At 50.8% G+C, this 15,632-nt stretch carries 17 protein-coding genes; 10 read left to right on the top strand and 7 right to left on the bottom strand.

The features are described 5' to 3' along the window. Positions 1-40 precede the first annotated feature (40 nt). Positions 41-376 carry a universal stress protein UspB gene (gene uspB, locus BSPA111_RS15820; RefSeq protein WP_183272359.1) on the bottom strand — a complete coding sequence of 112 codons (336 nt, stop codon included), beginning with the start codon at positions 374-376 and terminating at the stop codon, positions 41-43. Positions 377-740: 364 nt separating this feature from the next. Here uspB and uspA point away from each other — a divergent pair, with 364 nt between their 5' ends. Further along, the gene (gene uspA / locus BSPA111_RS15815) at positions 741-1,178 is read left to right on the top strand and encodes a universal stress protein UspA (protein WP_183272113.1); all 438 of its coding nucleotides are present in this window, start codon (positions 741-743) and stop codon (positions 1,176-1,178) included. A 142-nt stretch (positions 1,179-1,320) separates the two neighbouring features. On the opposite strand, the gene rsmJ is transcribed toward uspA, so the two are convergent. Both rsmJ and prlC read right to left on the bottom strand, forming a co-directional pair. Then, positions 1,321-2,073 carry a 16S rRNA (guanine(1516)-N(2))-methyltransferase RsmJ gene (gene rsmJ, locus BSPA111_RS15810; protein WP_183272112.1) on the bottom strand — a complete coding sequence of 251 codons (753 nt, stop codon included), beginning with the start codon at positions 2,071-2,073 and terminating at the stop codon, positions 1,321-1,323. An 8-nt stretch (positions 2,074-2,081) separates the two neighbouring features. Next, positions 2,082-4,124, bottom strand: a complete 2,043-nt coding sequence (prlC, locus tag BSPA111_RS15805) for an oligopeptidase A (protein ID WP_183272111.1) — start codon at positions 4,122-4,124, stop codon at positions 2,082-2,084. Between the two features lie 127 nt (positions 4,125-4,251). On the opposite strand from prlC, the gene BSPA111_RS15800 reads away from it, so the two are divergent. The 4 genes from BSPA111_RS15800 (at position 4,252) to BSPA111_RS15785 (ending at position 7,622) form a co-directional block, all read left to right on the top strand. Beyond that, the gene (locus tag BSPA111_RS15800) at positions 4,252-5,094 is read left to right on the top strand and encodes a 23S rRNA (adenine(2030)-N(6))-methyltransferase RlmJ (protein ID WP_183272358.1); all 843 of its coding nucleotides are present in this window, start codon (positions 4,252-4,254) and stop codon (positions 5,092-5,094) included. An 82-nt stretch (positions 5,095-5,176) separates the two neighbouring features. Continuing rightward, the gene (gorA, locus tag BSPA111_RS15795) at positions 5,177-6,529 is read left to right on the top strand and encodes a glutathione-disulfide reductase (protein WP_183272110.1); all 1,353 of its coding nucleotides are present in this window, start codon (positions 5,177-5,179) and stop codon (positions 6,527-6,529) included. Positions 6,530-6,954: 425 nt separating this feature from the next. Continuing rightward, a complete protein-coding gene (locus BSPA111_RS15790; protein WP_183272109.1) occupies positions 6,955-7,209 on the top strand; it encodes a hypothetical protein in 255 nt (84 codons plus the stop codon). 80 nt (positions 7,210-7,289) lie between these two features. After that, positions 7,290-7,622 carry a glycine zipper family protein gene (locus tag BSPA111_RS15785; protein ID WP_183272108.1) on the top strand — a complete coding sequence of 111 codons (333 nt, stop codon included), beginning with the start codon at positions 7,290-7,292 and terminating at the stop codon, positions 7,620-7,622. A 122-nt stretch (positions 7,623-7,744) separates the two neighbouring features. Here BSPA111_RS15785 and BSPA111_RS15780 read toward each other — a convergent pair whose 3' ends face one another. Together BSPA111_RS15780 and BSPA111_RS15775 are read right to left on the bottom strand one after the other, a co-directional pair. Next, positions 7,745-9,361, bottom strand: coding sequence for an STY4199 family HEPN domain-containing protein (locus BSPA111_RS15780; protein ID WP_183272107.1), 1,617 nt, complete (start codon positions 9,359-9,361; stop codon positions 7,745-7,747). Between the two features lie 102 nt (positions 9,362-9,463). Continuing rightward, positions 9,464-10,882, bottom strand: coding sequence for a PLP-dependent aminotransferase family protein (locus BSPA111_RS15775; RefSeq protein WP_183272106.1), 1,419 nt, complete (start codon positions 10,880-10,882; stop codon positions 9,464-9,466). Positions 10,883-11,058: 176 nt separating this feature from the next. On the opposite strand from BSPA111_RS15775, the gene BSPA111_RS15770 reads away from it, so the two are divergent. The 3 genes from BSPA111_RS15770 to BSPA111_RS15760 all read left to right on the top strand — a co-directional run bounded on the left by BSPA111_RS15770 (position 11,059) and on the right by BSPA111_RS15760 (position 12,191). Continuing rightward, complete coding sequence (locus tag BSPA111_RS15770) at positions 11,059-11,232, top strand: DUF1127 domain-containing protein (RefSeq protein WP_183272105.1); 174 nt, start codon at positions 11,059-11,061, stop codon at positions 11,230-11,232. 96 nt (positions 11,233-11,328) lie between these two features. After that, positions 11,329-11,658, top strand: a complete 330-nt coding sequence (locus tag BSPA111_RS15765) for a DHCW motif cupin fold protein (protein WP_183272104.1) — start codon at positions 11,329-11,331, stop codon at positions 11,656-11,658. A 5-nt stretch (positions 11,659-11,663) separates the two neighbouring features. After that, positions 11,664-12,191, top strand: coding sequence for a GNAT family N-acetyltransferase (locus BSPA111_RS15760; protein ID WP_183272103.1), 528 nt, complete (start codon positions 11,664-11,666; stop codon positions 12,189-12,191). Between the two features lie 43 nt (positions 12,192-12,234). Here the strand turns inward: BSPA111_RS15760 and BSPA111_RS15755 are convergent, their stop codons facing one another. Continuing rightward, complete coding sequence (locus BSPA111_RS15755; protein WP_183272102.1) at positions 12,235-12,480, bottom strand: DUF1471 domain-containing protein; 246 nt, start codon at positions 12,478-12,480, stop codon at positions 12,235-12,237. 176 nt (positions 12,481-12,656) lie between these two features. Next, positions 12,657-13,415: an SDR family NAD(P)-dependent oxidoreductase gene (locus tag BSPA111_RS15750; RefSeq protein WP_183272101.1), complete on the bottom strand. Its 759-nt coding sequence runs from the start codon at positions 13,413-13,415 to the stop codon at positions 12,657-12,659. Between the two features lie 119 nt (positions 13,416-13,534). Between BSPA111_RS15750 and BSPA111_RS15745 the strand changes: the two genes are divergently transcribed. Together BSPA111_RS15745 and yhjD are read left to right on the top strand one after the other, a co-directional pair. Then, positions 13,535-14,434, top strand: coding sequence for a LysR family transcriptional regulator (locus tag BSPA111_RS15745; RefSeq protein WP_183272100.1), 900 nt, complete (start codon positions 13,535-13,537; stop codon positions 14,432-14,434). A gap of 54 nt (positions 14,435-14,488) precedes the next feature. After that, complete coding sequence (gene yhjD, locus BSPA111_RS15740) at positions 14,489-15,499, top strand: inner membrane protein YhjD (protein WP_183272099.1); 1,011 nt, start codon at positions 14,489-14,491, stop codon at positions 15,497-15,499. The last annotated feature ends 133 nt before the right edge of the window (positions 15,500-15,632 follow it).

Genomic DNA, 15,632 nt, shown 5'->3' with positions numbered 1-15,632 from the left:
GGTCAGGAAACTGGCCCGCTTTTTTTATGCGCCGAAATTGCTAATGCCAAATCATCAAACCAATAAGGCTTATCACCACCAGTCCACACAACGCGCTGGTCAAAATAAACTGACGGCGTAGACGTTCGCAGCGGCGAATAAACTCATCGTCATGATGGTCAAGATAACGCTGCGCGTAGATATAGCTCACCAGGCGAATCTGTTTACTGGGTTGTCCGTGAGAGGTAAAGAAGCCTCCCCCATCGACATACTGATACAGCAGCGGATCGCACCCGCGCAGTACCACCAGTAACGCGCGCAAAGATGAGTAATAACGCGCCATATTCACAACACAAACTACACAAAGCGCCCAAAAAAGCGCGACGGTGCTGATCATCATAATTACCCCCCGGTGAAGCCCCAGTACATCACTCCAGGGCAACCTCTCACCCCGAAAACCAGAAAGACCGTTCAGCGAGCCCAAAAAACCGATCCAGTTCACATTACTATTCCGGAACGGCTTATTTAATAGTGTAGGAGATCCGTTAATTTTTTCGCCACATCGTTAACCTTTATCAAGGCGATAAAAGCCATTTAAGGCTTAAATGTATACAGCGGTGGCACATTGACGATATCTATCATTCGCTATAGGGTAGAAATATCATCTACAATTTAGGTCCTTACAAGCGGGTAACACCGATGAAGTGCATCGTGCTATCCGACCAGGCTGGTCATCGACAACTTATGGAAGGAGTAAAATTATGGCTTACAAACACATTTTGATCGCGGTAGACCTCTCCCCGGAGAGCAAAGTACTGGTGGAAAAAGCGGTTTCTATGGCTCGTCCATACAACGCGAAGGTTTCCCTGATTCATGTCGATGTAAATTACTCCGATCTCTATACCGGATTGATCGATGTAAATCTGGGCGATATGCAGAAACGCATTTCTGAAGAAACTCACAACGCGCTGAGCGAACTGTCTAGCGGCGCGGGCTATCCGATTACTGAAACCCTGAGCGGTAGCGGTGATCTTGGCCAGGTTTTGGTGGATGCGATTAAGAAATACGATATGGATTTAGTCGTCTGCGGCCATCACCAGGACTTCTGGAGCAAACTGATGTCCTCTGCTCGTCAGCTGATCAACACCGTTCACGTTGATATGTTGATTGTTCCATTGCGTGACGAAGACGAAGATTAACGTTTAGCCGCACCAGGTCGCCCTCACCCTAACCCTCTCCCCCAGGAGAGGGAATTATCGGTTTCTCCCTCTCCATCAGGGAGAGGGTGCAGACCGGTTTTCTCCTTCTCCCAGGGGAGAAGGCCGGGATGAGGGGAATGGTTTATTCAGCCGTACCCGGATAAATATCAAAACGATGGCCTTTGGTCACCACCGCGTTATGCGTTTCCACCCCGGCCAGTGGCGGTGCGTAATCCGGACGCTTCACTACCACGCGTTTTATTGCAAGCTTCTGAGCAGGCGCAAGCAAACCATCTGCATCTTCGTCCGGCCCAACCAGCGACTGGAACACACGCATCTCCTTCTTCACCAGCGCGCTTTTCTGCTTATGCGGGAACATTGGGTCGAGATAGACCACTTCCGGACGCGGGGTAATATCGCTTAATGCCGTCAGGCTCGAGGCGTGGATCAGTTGCAAACGCTCTTGCAACCAGCAGCCGATTTCGGCGTCCTGATAGCCACGACGCAAACCATCATCCAGCAACGCGGCAACCACCGGATTACGCTCTAACATTCGCACCCGGCACCCCACAGAGGCCAACACAAACGCATCGCGTCCCAATCCCGCCGTCGCATCCACCACATTGGGCAGATACCCGCTCTTAATGCCCACCGCTTTTGCTACTGCCTCGCCGCGCCCACCGCCAAACTTGCGGCGATGCGCCATGGCTCCTGAGACAAAATCGACAAAAATGCCACCCAGTTTTGGCTCATCGCGTTTACGCAGCTCAAGGTGTTCCGGTGTTAAGACCAGCGCCATCAGAGACTCGTCATCGTGCTCAAGTCCCCAGCGTTCAATCAAAATAGATAAGGCGCCGGAATCGGCGCCTGTTTCAGTTATCAGGCAGATTTTCACAGAGTAAATCAGCCTTTAATGCCGTAATGGGCCAGCATGGCATCCAGCTGTGGCTCACGGCCACGGAAGCGTTTGAACAGCTCCATTGGCTCTTCAGAACCACCACGGGTCAGAATGTTATCGAGGAAAGACTGCCCGGTTTCGCGGTTGAAAATACCTTCATTTTCAAAGCGCGAGAACGCATCCGCTGCCAGCACATCAGCCCACAGATAGCTGTAATAACCCGCAGCATAACCGCCAGCAAAGATATGGCTGAACGCATGTGGGAAACGGCCCCACGTCGGCGATGGCACCACAGCAACCAGTTTCTTGATTTCATACAGAGTTTCCAGCACCTTCGCGCCCTGCTCTGGATTAAATTCAGCGTGCAGACGGAAGTCGAACAGGCCGAACTCAAGCTGGCGCAGGATAAACAGCGCGGCCTGGTAGTTCTTCGCCGCCAGCATTTTATCCAGCAGCTCTTTTGGCAATGGCTCGCCCGTCTCAAAATGGCCAGAGATAAACGCCAACGCTTCCGGCTCCCAGCACCAGTTTTCCATAAACTGGCTCGGCAGCTCGACGGCATCCCACGGCACACCGTTGATGCCTGAAACACCCGCCGTTTCGACTTTGGTCAGCATATGGTGCAAACCGTGGCCAAACTCATGGAACAGGGTGATCACTTCGTCATGGGTAAACAGCGCAGGTTTGCCATTGACCGGACGATTAAAGTTACAGGTCAGGTAAGCGACCGGCTTTTGCAGTGAGCCATCAGCTTTACGCATCTGGCCCACGCAGTCGTCCATCCACGCCCCGCCGCGTTTGTTTTCACGGGCATACAGGTCGAGATAGAAGCTACCGCGCAGTTCACCTTTTTCGTCATAAAGCTCAAAGAAACGCACATCAGAATGCCAGACGTCGATATCTTTACGCTCTTTCGCGGTGATGCCATAAATGCGTTTCACCACTTCGAACAAACCATTTACCGCACGGTCTTCCGGGAAGTACGGACGCAGTTGCTCGTCGCTGATGCTGTATAAATGCTGCTTCTGTTTTTCGCTGTAATAGGTGATATCCCAAGGTTCCAGCGCATCAATATTGAACTCTTTTTTCGTAAACTCGCGCAGTTGTGCCAGTTCAGCTTCACCCTGCGGACGGGCGCGTTTAGCCAGATCGGTCAGGAACTCCAACACTTGCTGTGGGTTTTCTGCCATTTTGGTGGCGAGTGATTTTTCCGCGTAGTTACCAAAGCCCAGCAATTCTGCCAGTTCGTGACGCAGCGCGAGGATTTCTTCCATCACCGGCGTGTTATCCCACTTACCTGCGTTCGGCCCTTGATCGGAGGCGCGAGTCGCATAGGCGCGGTACATTTCTTCACGCAGTTCGCGATTGTCACAATAAGTGAGGACCGGCAAATAGCTTGGGATATCCAACGTCAGCAACCAGCCGTCCAGCTCTTTCGCTTCGGCTTGAGCACGTGCGGCCGCCATTGCGCTCTCCGGCATCCCAGAAAGTTCGGCATCGTCGGTGATAAGCTTCGTCCAGCCCTGAGTCGCATCCAGCACGTTGTTGCTGTAGGTCGAACCTAACTCAGACAAACGCGCAGCAATTTCGCCATAACGCTTTTGTTTTTCTTCCGGTAAACCGATACCTGAAAGCTCGAAATCACGCAGTGCGTTATCCACCGCCTTCTTCTCAGCTACGCTCAGGTCGGCGTAATACGCGCCATCACGTAAATTACGGTACGCCTGATAAAGACCTTCGTGTTGACCTACCCACGTGCTGTATTCAGACAGCAGCGGCAGCGTCTGCTCGTAAGCTTCGCGCAGTTCCGGGCTGTTCTGTACGGAATTCAAATGACTCACTGGCGAGAAAATACGCCCCAGGCGATCGTCCACTTCCGCCAGCGGCTGACAAAGATTATCCCAGTTATAAGGCGCACCCTGTGCGACCACGCTTTCGACTTTCGCACGGCAATCATCCAGTGCTTGCTGCACTGCAGGGACAATATGTTCAGGTTTGAGAGCGGAAAACGGCGGCAGATCGAAAGGCGTTAACAATGGATTGGTCATAAGCGCGGTTCCTGATTTTGGGTATAGCTTTTAACATGAGGCTTAGTGTAGTTAATTTCAATGCCGGGCGGCGAGCATAACGCGGTATACTGAGTACATTATTTTGTCTTTGGAAACCCTGCAATCCATGCTCAGTTATCGTCACAGCTTTCACGCCGGCAACCATGCCGACGTACTGAAACATACCGTTCAATCCTTAATCATTGAATCGTTGAAAGAAAAAGATAAACCTTTTCTTTACCTCGACACGCATGCGGGAGCTGGCCGATACAAACTGAGCAGCGAACACGCCGAGCGCACTGGTGAATACCTGGAAGGTATCGGCCGTATCTGGCAACACGATGATCTGCCGGCTGAACTTGAGCCGTACATCAGTGCGGTAAAACACTTTAACCAGAGCGGCCAACTGCGTTACTACCCAGGTTCACCGCTGATTGCACGCCAGCTTCTGCGTGAACAAGACAGCCTGCAACTCACCGAGCTGCACCCGTCTGATTTCCCGCTGCTGCGTTCTGAATTCCAGAAAGACAGCCGCGCCCGCGTTGAACGTGCTGACGGTTATACCCAGTTGAAGTCAAAACTGCCGCCGGTTTCCCGTCGTGGCCTGATTCTTATCGACCCACCGTATGAGATTAAAACCGACTACCAGGCCGTCGTCACTGGCATCAGCGAAGGTTATAAACGTTTTGCTACAGGCACTTACGCGCTGTGGTATCCGGTTGTTATGCGCCAGCAAATCAAACGTATGCTGCGCGAGCTGGAAGAAACCGGTATTCGCCGTATTCTGCAAATCGAATTAGCCGTTCTCCCGGACAGTGACCGCCGCGGCATGACCGCCTCTGGCATGATTGTTATCAACCCACCGTGGAAACTTGAGCAGCAAATGGCTAATGTACTGCCGTGGTTGCATAAAACGCTGGTGCCTTCTGGCAACGGCTCGACCACGCTAAGCTGGGTTGTGCCTGAGTAAACCAGCTATCAGAGCAATCGGTGGAACCATTTTCTCGGCGCGCTACAATCGCGAATATTTTTCGACTCATTAGGGAAACATCATGACCAAACATTATGACTACCTCGCCATTGGCGGCGGCAGCGGCGGTATTGCCTCCATTAACCGTGCGGCAATGTATGGGAAGAAATGCGCACTCATTGAGGCGAAAGAGCTGGGTGGCACCTGCGTAAACGTGGGTTGTGTGCCGAAAAAAGTAATGTGGCATGCGGCGCAAATCGCAGAGGCTATTCATCAGTACGGCCCGGACTACGGCTTTGACACCACGGTGAATAAATTCGACTGGGACAAACTGATCGCCAGCCGTACCGCCTATATCGACCGCATTCATACGTCTTACGACAACGTTCTGGGCAAAAACAACGTTGACGTGATTCGTGGCTTTGCCAAATTTGTCGATGCGCACACTGTGGAAGTTAACGGTGAAACCATCACCGCTGACCACATTCTGATTGCGACCGGCGGCCGTCCAAGCCACCCGTCAATTCCAGGTGCTGAATACGGTATTGATTCCGACGGTTTCTTCGAACTCCCTGCTCTGCCAAAACGCATTGCCGTCGTGGGCGCAGGTTATATCGCCGTTGAAATCGCAGGCGTGGTTAACGCGTTGGGTTCTGAAACTCATCTGTTTGTGCGCCAACACGCACCGCTGCGTACTTTTGATCCGCTGATTGTCGAAACGCTGCTGGAAGTGATTAACACCGAAGGCCCGACGCTGCACACGCATGCCGTGCCAAAAGCCGTTGAGAAGAATGCCGATGGTAGCCTGACGCTGCACCTGGAAGATGGCCGTTCGCAGACCGTAGATTGCCTGATTTGGGCGATTGGACGCCAACCAGCAACGGACAGCTTCAATTTGGCGGTTACCGGTGTGAAAACCAACGCCAAAGGCTACATTGAAGTTGATAAATTCCAGAACACCAGCGTGCCTGGCATTTATGCCGTGGGCGATAACACCGGTGCGGTAGAACTGACGCCCGTTGCCGTTGCCGCAGGCCGTCGCCTGTCTGAGCGTCTGTTCAACAACAAGCCAGACGAGCATCTGGATTTCAACAACGTCCCAACCGTGGTCTTCAGCCATCCGCCAATCGGCACTGTTGGCTTAACAGAGCCACAAGCGCGTGAGCAGTACGGCGACGATAACGTGAAGGTGTATAAATCTTCCTTCACCGCGATGTATACCGCAGTCACCTCTCACCGCCAGCCGTGCCGCATGAAACTGGTATGTGCAGGTCCGGACGAGAAAATTGTCGGTATCCACGGAATTGGTTATGGGATGGATGAAATGCTGCAAGGTTTTGCGGTGGCGCTGAAAATGGGCGCAACCAAGAAAGACTTCGATAATACCGTCGCCATTCACCCGACCGGTTCGGAAGAATTCGTTACCATGCGCTAATCCGCGCCTCCGTCCTCCAATGGAGGGAAATAAATCAACAGGCTGTGGATCTTAAGATCCGCAGCCTTTTTATTTACTGCGCGAACCCGCGCTGCAGAATACAGCTCAAATAATCAAAACGCTAACTCATTAATACTTATGTGAATGTGCAATAGAGTCTATAAAAGTGCAAAGGAATACAGATTTCAAATTATTTAGTTACATTTAGACGTAATTTGCGAACTTATACTCTTTAGCCTGATGCTGTATGAAATATTATTTATTCAGATTGTTTTTCACTTATTCCCTAAATAATTCAAGTTTCAGGAAGGCGGCAACGCAGTGAATCCCCAGGAGCTTACATAAGTAAGTGACTGGGGTGAGCGAGGAAAGCCAACGCACATGCAACTTGAAGTATGAAGGGAATATATTCTAGGAATTATCTCATGAACAAGACCTCTACTCTGATTGGTATACTGACTGGCGTGTTGCTGGTATCCACAATGTCTACTGCAAATGCGACGATACAAGGCCAGCAACGCCGCGAAGCTCGGGATACTCGCCAGGATACCAGAGATACTGCACGTCATGAAAAACGCGAATGCATCGTCAGCAATGATAAAAGTAATCATGATTGCCGACAGGATAAACGCCAAACTAAACAAGATGGTCGCCAGAAAGCACGCGATATTAAATATTAATACTGGCAGCATCCCAAACTGAGCAGAATAAAATTGGAGCGCACGTTTTTGCGTATTTATATGTCCAGGAGGGCAATTTAGTGAAAAAATACATTCCCGGTTTATTGATCTTATCTTTCGCATTTTCAGGCAACGTATTGGCGCTTGATAAAACATCAGGTGGCGCAATTGCCGGAGCCGCAATTGGTGCCGCGACAGGTAAAACTGTGAAAAGCACCGTGGGTGGAGCTGTCGTTGGTGGTGGCACCGGTGCAATGTTTAAGAGCGGAGACACAGGTAAAGCCGCTCGTAAAGGGGGCGCCATTGGTGCCGCAGTGGGTGGCGTTGCAGCAGCAGCTACCGGCAACAACGTGTTAAAAGGCGCGGCTGTTGGTGCTGGCGGCGGTGCCTTGATTGGCGAAGCGACTCACTGATCCCTTTAAGCAACACTCTGAATAGAAAAAAGCCTGAAATCTGCGGATCCCAGGCTTTTTTTATATCTGAATATGGAAGATAAAAAAGACGTCTTCGCGAATCCAGGCAGCGATCGCTCTTTTTACCGCATCGCGTCATAAATCGCTTTCTGAATCTCCACCGCACGTTTTTCGTCAGTGTCAGTCGAGTCAGAACTGCGTTGCTGTTGCGCCTGAAGCCGTAATTTTGCGCGTTCTAAATCTTCTTTCTGTCGATCAATAATCTCTGGTGTGCTGCAAAAAGTTTGCAGAAATTGTTTGCGTAGAGAAGTGAGACTTTGCCCGTCGTTCATCGCCTGGCTGACGGTTCTGACCATACGCCGACACGGACGCTCTTCATCCATTTGCGACCGGTATTGCAGCAACGTATTGAGAGCGTCGCGATAATCTCCTGCCAGCGCAGATTCGGTGTAATACACTTTCCAGTTCATACCGCCCTGCATAAACAGACGCACCACCGTGGAGTCGCCACGCTCAATGGCTGAGCGTAAATTTCCCTCTTCCCAGGTAATACCAATATTCGCCAGCTTTTCACGCGCACTTTGGCTAAACGGGAGTGAATCAACCACCGTCACTTTTGCAGGGCCACTGTTTGCCTGCGCGGGCTTTTGAGTGATACCACTCAGGAAATTCATACCGAATATCGCCGCGCTAATCAGCGCCACACCCGCCACGCACCACATCAACATGCGTAGCGTTTCACCGGTGTCCTGCTTTTTTTTGGTATGACGCAAGTCAGGGTGATCAATGGTGTCACGCACTTCGTCCGAATCACGACCCGCCTGATGATATTTTTTCTGAGAAAGTTCAATAAATTCCTGTACCTGAGCGTCATCAGCAGCCATGAATGCCGCCGGGTTGACTGTCGTTCGCCCTTCATCCCAGGCACGCTGGATAGCCGCACTGCTTTCCTGGTAATAGCTATCCAACAACGCGAGTTGCACCGAGGTAAGCGGCGGTTGTTGAATAAGGTTATTGCGAATTTCGCGCACGTCGTCGAGGAAGGTTTGTAGCGTTTTGCGTTGATCAATAAACAGATTCAGCTGCGGCGAGCTGTGGAATATTTCGGCATAGTGGTTCGCAAACTCCTTTTTATCGACCACCATCAAAGCGAGTTCGCCAAATCGCATACCGCTTAAAACATCACCCTGCTCGCCATGCTTTAACCAACGGCGCACACAGTCGGCACCAAACTGTTTTTTCAGCTTATTCACCAGGTGCGACTGACTGGGATAATTTTTCGTAATCATCGCCTTCAGCATTAACTCCAGCGCCCGCATCTGGCGTGCAGCCTTTTGCTGTTCTGCCTCGCTGTTCTTATCGATCTCAGTCGAATAACCCAACAGTGGCTGTCTTAAGCGCACCAGTTCGAGATAACTGACAAAACGCAGTGCAGAAATAAGCTGGTTATGGCTGATTTCCTGGCCACTTTCATAATGCGGCACCAGTTGCTGTAAATGCCGCAACAGCAGAGTGAACTGTGAAATCTCGGCGTCATTGAGGTTTAACCGCTTTGCAACTGCCATCCAACTGCCGAGTGCCAGGCGAGCCTGCTCCAGTTGCTGAAAAAACCATTGAGGATCTTTGCCTTCTGAGGCTGTGATGGTGAGCAGTGGCAGGATTTGTAATGACGCCTGGCGGCAAACACTCAGGCAAGTCTCAAACTTTTCCCGCATCAGCAACTGTGAAGCGCTGGTCATGGTTATCCTTTATTGGGCACGAATGTCTGGGTAGAAAAACGCAATTACACAACAGACTAACGCAAGTGCTGCATGCCCAATGGCGATAAAAGAGAGCAAAATCTACGCGTTCTCCAGCGCCTTATTTAATGCATCCCCCGTTTTACGCAATGCGGCTTCGGTTGCGGCATCACACGGCGATGCGTAATTCAGGCGCAGACAGTTGCGATACTTCCCTGACGCAGAAAGCAGCGAGCCCGCCGCAATATGGATATGCTCTTCGCGCAGCGCACAGCAAATCGGCACGATATCTATATTTTCCGGCAGCTCAACCCACATCATAAAGCCGCCCTGTGGACGACTGACGCAGATACCGCACGGAAAATAGTGTCGAACATGACAGGTAAAATCTTCGAGATTACGCTGGTAAAGTTGGCGCATACGACGCAGATGGCGATGGTAGTTACCGTTCCGAATAAACTCCGCCACAGCGAGTTGTGAGAAGGTCGAGGTACTGCCAGTGACGATGTATTTCATGTGCAAAGCGCGATCAAGATAGCGACCCGGCACAATCCAGCCGACTCGCAAACCTGGCGCCAGCGTTTTAGAAAAAGAGCTACACAGCAGCACGCGACCATCAACATCCATTGATTTAATCGTCATTGGGCGGGGATATTCATAAGCCAGCTCGCCGTAAACATCATCCTCAATGATTGCAATATCAAAACGTTGCGCGAGCGTCAGCACCGCTTTCTTACGTGCATCCGGCATAATAAACCCCAGAGGGTTATTGCAGTTTGGCACCAGAATCACCGCTTTAATCGGCCACTGCTCCAGCGCTAATTCCAATGCTTCCACGCTGATTCCTGTTACAGAATCTGTCGGTATTTCAACAACTTTAATGCCAAATGCCCGCAGCATCTGCATGGTGCCATGAAACGACGGCGACTCCACCGCCACAATGTCACCCGCTTCACACACCGCGCGAATTGCAATCGACAGGGCTTCGTGGCAACCAGTGGTTATCAGAATATCGTCGGCGGTTGCCACGCAGCCGCTATCCAGCATCAGACGGGAGATTTGCTCACGCAGCGAACGCATACCGTGAATGCTGTCATAGCCGAGCAATTCGGATTGTTGATACTGCGCGATGCGGCTCAGTTCACGCCATAAAGGTTTGATGGTCGGTTGTGTCACATCCGGGACGCCGCTGCCCAGAGCGATAATATCGCCCTCTTCACGGGTAACAAGTTGCTCAAGCACCGCATCCCATTGCGTGACCTCGACCGGCCGCTGTACCGGGCGGGTCAGTTGCGGAACCGGGGGTTGCGCTTTGCGTTGCGTGACGAAATACCCGGAACGGGGCTGCGGTGAAATCAGCTGTTTGTCTTCAAGAAGATGATAAGCCTGCTGCACGGTGCTGATGCTCACGCCATGCTCATTACTCAGGCTGCGTACCGAAGGCAGGCGTTCACCACTGCGATACAACCCTTGTTCAATACGTTCTGCCAGCAATGTGGCGAGATGTTGGTAGCGCGTCATGCTGTATCCTCTTAAGCAACCATACAGACAGAAAAACCAGTACAGAGTGGTGACATATTCGCCATTCAGATCATGTTTTAGCGCTTCTGTATGTTAAATAAAAGTAATATTTGAATCTGTCGGCTATCTGTATGGCGGCGCATGATGTACCTCGAACTCACAAGAGGAGCAACATCATGGGCTTTGAAGAAAACCGTTCTCACAAACCGTTTTATGGCTTTGTGATGATTTACCGCTATTTCCGGCAACGCTGGTTAGAACACCAGACAGCGCGCGTTCTACAAGGACTTAGTAAGGAACAATTACGCGACATTGGACTGACTACGGATGATTTATCACGCTGGAATTAACCTCATATAACGGCGCAATTTTCTGGCGCCGTTATTTTTTTGCTGATATCACTTAAAGGGCAAACACCTCCGGCAAAAAAATAATAAGGTTCAACCATGCGAATAACTGATTTGCCTTTTAACACGACCGACTGGTCAACCGTTCAAGTAACCGAACATCCGGGCGTAACCGGAAAAGCACTTTGGCGCACGCAGCAGTTTGGGGAAATACGGGTTCGAATGGTGGAATACACGGCGGGGTATCTTGCCGATCACTGGTGTCAAAAAGGTCATGTACTCTTTTGTCTTGCGGGCGAGCTGCAAACAGAACTCGAAGATGGCCGCACTTTCACTTTAAAACCAGGCATGAGCTACCAGGTTGCCGATGGCGCCGAACCTCACCGTTCATCGACCCACCGCGGCGCAACGCTGTTTATTGTGGACTGATAATCATGTTGCATCTCTCCACACCACGACTGAACTTAACGCAAATTAGCGAGCAGGATTGGCCGAGCTTTTTGCAGCTGCAACAAGATCCTGTCGTTATGCGTTACGTCTCCGATGACCGCAAAGAAGCGGAAATCCGCCAAATATTTAATTCACGCCTGGTGCGCTGGGAATTGCACAGCCGCCATTGGTTATGCCTTGCGATGCGCGATAAACATAACGGGATGCTGATTGGCTTCACCGGATTTGTACGCGGTGAGGATGACATAGCGGAAGTCGGCTTTATCCTCGATTCGACTTTTCACGGGCAAGGTTATGGTTATGAATCGCTTCATACCCTTTGTCGTTTTGCCTTTGAAAAATGCGCCATGCGAAAACTGACCGCCACAGTGACGGTGGGGAATATCGGTTCGAAGAGAGTGCTGGAAAAAGTGGGTTTTCAGCCAGAAGGAATACTGCGAGAAAATTACTTCCTCGGCGGTGTCTGGCAAGACGACTGGATTTTTGGCTTGTTACGCAGCGAGTTCAGATAAAACACGGGCCGCACATTCGCGGCGGCCCATACAGCGTGAATGCTTAGTTATACATCTCAGCGACACCAAACACTTTGTTATCACCGCCAGCAGAGATAATGCGGATAGATTTCGCGCCAGCCTGTTCAGCTTTTGCTTGTAATTGCGCCTGTAGGCTATCGATGTTTGACGCGCCACTTACGGAAACTGTACCGATTTTTTGGCTTTCAACTGCCTGAGTGGTTGCAGCGAAAGATGAGAATGAAGCGGCAAGAGTCATAACTACGGCAAAATATTTGATGCTTTTCATGGTGATTATCCTTGAGGTTTGTTTAGGTGAGAAAGCGTGTTTGCTTTCGATGTGATAAGAATAGCGCTGCACCTCAAGGGGTGATAGTGGAATGATTCGCTCAAATTATTCAATATTTTTGACAAATATTTAACACACGAAGGTGAAGGTCGTTTCACCTTCGCAAGCACACCCACTTACAAGAACATTCCACCTGAAACTTCAATACGCTGCGCATTCATCCAGCCGCTTTCATCGCTGAGCAGAACCGCAATCGCGTTGCCGATATCATCAGGTTGCCCAACGCGTCCCAACGCGGTTTGTGCGGCGATAGCGCTCGCCACCTGCTCATTGTCACGTACAACACCGCCGCCAAAATCTGTCGCAATCGCGCCCGGAGCGATGATATTGACCGAGATCCCTCTCGCCCCCAGTTCTTTTGCCTGATAGCGCGTCAGCACTTCCATCGCCCCTTTCATCGCGGCGTATGCCGCTTTTCCTGGCAAAGCGAAACGCGTCAGGCCAGTCGATACATTCAAAATGCGTCCACCATCTTTAATCAGCGGCAGCAGGTGCTGGGTGAGGAAGAAAGGTCCTTTCAAATGGATGTTCATTAATTCATCAAATTGCGCTTCTGTTGTTTTTTCGAACAGCGCATCGAGCCCCGTACCCGCATTGTTTAATAAATAATCAAACGACTCGCGATGCCACACGTCACGCAGTTGTTGCTTCACTTCTGTAGCAAAAGCCGGGAAGGTTGCGCTATCGGCGACATTCAATTGAATTGCCACCGCTTTCACGCCTGTTAGCTCAATTTCGCGCACCACATCCTGCGCTTCTTGCTGCTTGCTGTTGTAGGTCAAAATAATATTCACTCCGCGTCCAGCCAGCTTCAGCGCCGCGTTTTTACCTAATCCACGGCTGCCGCCGGTCACTAATGCGATTGTTTGACTCATGATTTGCCCCTTCGATGACGGTTCGGTGATTGAGGTAAAGCTTATTAGCTGCTACAAAATCAATAAAGAGTGCCAATAACGCATCACTGTTTCTCTACCAACAACAATGTGAGAAAAAAGTGGATAAAATACATGCAATGCAACTATTCATTAGAGTGGCTGAACTTGAGAGTTTTTCTCGCGCAGCCGACACTCTGGGCCTTCCTAAAGGTAGCGTATCGCGCCAGATTCAGGCGCTAGAAGCCATGCTTGGAACAAGGTTATTACACCGCACGACGCGACGCGTGCAGTTGACACAAGATGGCATGGTTTATTACGAGCGTTGTCGCGATCTATTAGCCAATCTTGATGAACTGGACGGGCTATTCCTGCATGACCCCAGCAGCGTCAGTGGGCGATTACGTGTAGATATGCCTGTAGGTGTGGCTAAAAATCTGGTGATCCCCAAACTCCCCGCCTTCTTGCAGCAATATCCTGGCATTGAGCTGGAATTAAGCAGCAGCGATCACATGGTGGATGTGGTGCGCGAAGGGTTCGATTGCGTGGTACGCGTCGGGCAACTCAAAGATTCAGGCCTGGTTGCCAGACCATTAGGGAAACTCACCTTAATTAACTGTGCCAGCCCAGATTATCTGGCGCGCTTTGGCTATCCGGAAAGCTTGGACGATCTGGCTTCTCACGCCGTGGTGCATTACGCGCTAAACCTCGGCAGCCGCCCGCAGGGGTTTGAAGTTTGGATCGATAAAAATACGCGTTGGATAAAAACCGGTGGCGTTATCACGGTGAATAGTACCGAAACCTATCAAGCCGCGTGCCTGGCTGGGCTTGGGATTATTCAGGTGCCACGCATTGGCGTAAGAGACTTACTCAAGAGTAAAAAACTGGTGGAGATCCTGCCGCAATACCGCGCCCAACCGATGCCTGTTTCACTGCTTTATCCGCATCGACGTAATCTCTCCCGCCGCGTTCATTTGTTTATGGAATGGCTGACGGGATTAGTGAAAGGGTATGTCGATTAGCATTCAGGCTATAATTTCTTTAAGATCTTGCAGATGCAGAGGAAAAATCACCTGATGACCATGCCGGAAAGCAAAGAAAGTCGCCCTACCGATACGCCCGACGATGAACCGATCATCAAAATCAAAACCAGTAATCAGACCGTCAATAAAACAATCGATAGTGTGAACAGCACTGTCGGGCGTGTCGAACGTAATCCTGTTGTTGCTCACCTGATACGCGCAGCGGAACGGTTTAACGACCGCATGGGTAATCAATTTGGTGCAGCAATCACCTACTTTTCATTCCTGTCGCTGATCCCGATTTTGATGGTGGCGTTTGCCGCCGCAGGTTACATCCTCGCGTCACATCCCACGCTGCTTGAGAGCATCTTTGAAAAGATCCTCGTCAATGTCAGTGAGCCAACGCTTGCCGCGACGCTGAAAAACACCATCAATACGGCGGTGCAACAGCGTACAACCGTGGGTCTGGTGGGTCTGCTCATTGCGCTTTATTCCGGCATTAACTGGATGGGAAATTTGCGCGAAGCGGTGCGTGCTCAGTCGCGGGAAAAGTGGGAGCGGACACCGCAGGACCAGGAAAAATTCTGGACGAAGTATCTGCGTGATTTGGTGTCACTGATTGGCTTGCTGGTTGCGCTTGTTGTGACGTTATCCATCACCTCGGTTGCCGGTTCCGCCCAGACATTCCTGATTAACCTTTTGCATCTGGGCGGTATCGAATGGTTAAAACCGGTCTGGCACCTGGTCGGGCTGACGATATCCATTTTTGCTAACTACTTGCTTTTCTTCTGGATTTTCTGGCGTCTGCCACGCCACCGCCCGCGTAGAAAGGCGCTTATTCGCGGCACATTCATTGCGGCAGTGGGTTTTGAAGTGATCAAAATCATCATGACCTACAGCTTGCCAGCCCTCGTAAAATCACCTTCTGGCGCGGCGTTTGGTTCCGTTTTAGGATTGATGGCGTTTTTCTATTTCTTCGCCCGCCTGACGCTTTTTTGTGCCGCGTGGATTGCTACCGCACAATACAAAGATGACCCGAGAATGCCGGGTAAAACGCATAATTGACCCGCTTGCTATTCCCCTTCTCCCTGGGGAGAAGGTTGGGATGAGGGGATTCGACGCTACCCCCCTCACCCTGGCCCTCTCCCCCAGGAGAGGGAACAAATGACCAGACAGCACATAAATCCAACCTGTAACT

The sequence above is a fragment of the Buttiauxella sp. A111 genome (genome assembly GCF_014189855.1).
Taxonomy (GTDB): Bacteria; Pseudomonadota; Gammaproteobacteria; order Enterobacterales; family Enterobacteriaceae; genus Buttiauxella; species Buttiauxella selenatireducens.
Note: the sequence above shows the minus strand (reverse complement) of the source record. Positions and strands in the feature narration are given on the sequence as shown.

What these genes read in the sequence shown, in the direction of transcription:
- uspB (WP_183272359.1), bottom strand. Translation starts at nt 376, where the DNA reads ATGATCAGCACCGTCGCGCTTTTTTGGGCGCTTTGTGTAGTTTGTGTT.
- uspA (WP_183272113.1), top strand. Translation starts at nt 741, where the DNA reads ATGGCTTACAAACACATTTTGATCGCGGTAGACCTCTCCCCGGAGAGC.
- prlC (WP_183272111.1), bottom strand. Translation starts at nt 4,124, where the DNA reads ATGACCAATCCATTGTTAACGCCTTTCGATCTGCCGCCGTTTTCCGCT.
- BSPA111_RS15800 (WP_183272358.1), top strand. Translation starts at nt 4,252, where the DNA reads ATGCTCAGTTATCGTCACAGCTTTCACGCCGGCAACCATGCCGACGTA.
- gorA (WP_183272110.1), top strand. Translation starts at nt 5,177, where the DNA reads ATGACCAAACATTATGACTACCTCGCCATTGGCGGCGGCAGCGGCGGT.
- BSPA111_RS15790 (WP_183272109.1), top strand. Translation starts at nt 6,955, where the DNA reads ATGAACAAGACCTCTACTCTGATTGGTATACTGACTGGCGTGTTGCTG.
- BSPA111_RS15780 (WP_183272107.1), bottom strand. Translation starts at nt 9,361, where the DNA reads ATGACCAGCGCTTCACAGTTGCTGATGCGGGAAAAGTTTGAGACTTGC.
- BSPA111_RS15775 (WP_183272106.1), bottom strand. Translation starts at nt 10,882, where the DNA reads ATGACGCGCTACCAACATCTCGCCACATTGCTGGCAGAACGTATTGAA.
- BSPA111_RS15770 (WP_183272105.1), top strand. Translation starts at nt 11,059, where the DNA reads ATGGGCTTTGAAGAAAACCGTTCTCACAAACCGTTTTATGGCTTTGTG.
- BSPA111_RS15765 (WP_183272104.1), top strand. Translation starts at nt 11,329, where the DNA reads ATGCGAATAACTGATTTGCCTTTTAACACGACCGACTGGTCAACCGTT.
- BSPA111_RS15760 (WP_183272103.1), top strand. Translation starts at nt 11,664, where the DNA reads ATGTTGCATCTCTCCACACCACGACTGAACTTAACGCAAATTAGCGAG.
- BSPA111_RS15755 (WP_183272102.1), bottom strand. Translation starts at nt 12,480, where the DNA reads ATGAAAAGCATCAAATATTTTGCCGTAGTTATGACTCTTGCCGCTTCA.
- BSPA111_RS15750 (WP_183272101.1), bottom strand. Translation starts at nt 13,415, where the DNA reads ATGAGTCAAACAATCGCATTAGTGACCGGCGGCAGCCGTGGATTAGGT.
- yhjD (WP_183272099.1), top strand. Translation starts at nt 14,489, where the DNA reads ATGACCATGCCGGAAAGCAAAGAAAGTCGCCCTACCGATACGCCCGAC.